Origin of the sequence: Streptomyces flaveolus, assembly GCF_000716535.1 — a bacterium.
GTDB lineage: Bacteria > Actinomycetota > Actinomycetes > Streptomycetales > Streptomycetaceae > Streptomyces > Streptomyces flaveolus_A.
In genome coordinates, this window is record NZ_JNWV01000148.1 from 1 (window position 1) to 747 (window position 747).

The following is a 747-nucleotide window of genomic DNA, read 5'->3' on the forward strand; positions in this document are numbered from 1 at the left end:
GTGACGGACCGGCAGCTGCGCGGCCTGGAGAAGACGCGCGCGGGCGCCGACCTGTCCCTGCGCGCCGCCCTCACCCTGACCGCCCTGGCCGAAGCGAAGTACTGGCCCGTCGCCCGAAGCGATGAGATCATCCGCATCCCGCACGCGACGTGGAGCAACGCCCTCATCCAGCTCGACGCGGGCGCCTTCGTCGACGTCCTCATTCCCATCACCACCGTGGAGACCCGGGCCACCGCCGCTCGCCGCATCCGCGAGGCCAAGGCCGCGATTCGCGACCAGCGCTACGAGCACGCCGTAGCCCTCGCACGAGCAGCCCTCGATCCCGTACGCGATGCCTGCAACAGCAGGCAGCTCCACGACCAGGCGATGAAGAAGAGGGCGGGCGACCGGGACCAGGACGAACGCTGGGCGGTGCTCATCCAGAGCGCCTACGCCCTCTTCAGCGGAGCTCCGCACGACGACGCCGGTACGACCGAGCACTTCACGTGGACCCGCGCCGACGCCATCGCGGCCGTCGCCACCGCCGCCGGCCTGCTCGCCCGGCTGGAAGACCTGCCGCAGTGACCCACGTCGTACGGGCGTTGGCCTACCCCGACCGCCGGAGAAGGCCAGCCGCGAGTGCCGAGTGACCGGCCCTGGGCACCGTCGTCGAGTGCTACCCGCCGGTTCGCGAGACCGTGTCGTCTACGGTGGCCTGCATGGACGACGCGACCCCGGCGACTGCCGCCCCACCCAGCCGCGAAGCTG

General features: G+C 71.9%; 1 protein-coding gene. It reads left to right on the forward strand.

Annotated elements, in window-relative coordinates; all coding sequences use genetic code 11:
- A partial coding sequence (locus OO52_RS45595; protein ID WP_158712714.1) for a hypothetical protein occupies nucleotides 1–564 on the forward strand: 564 nt, incomplete at its 5' end.
- Nucleotides 565–747 lie beyond the last annotated feature (183 nt).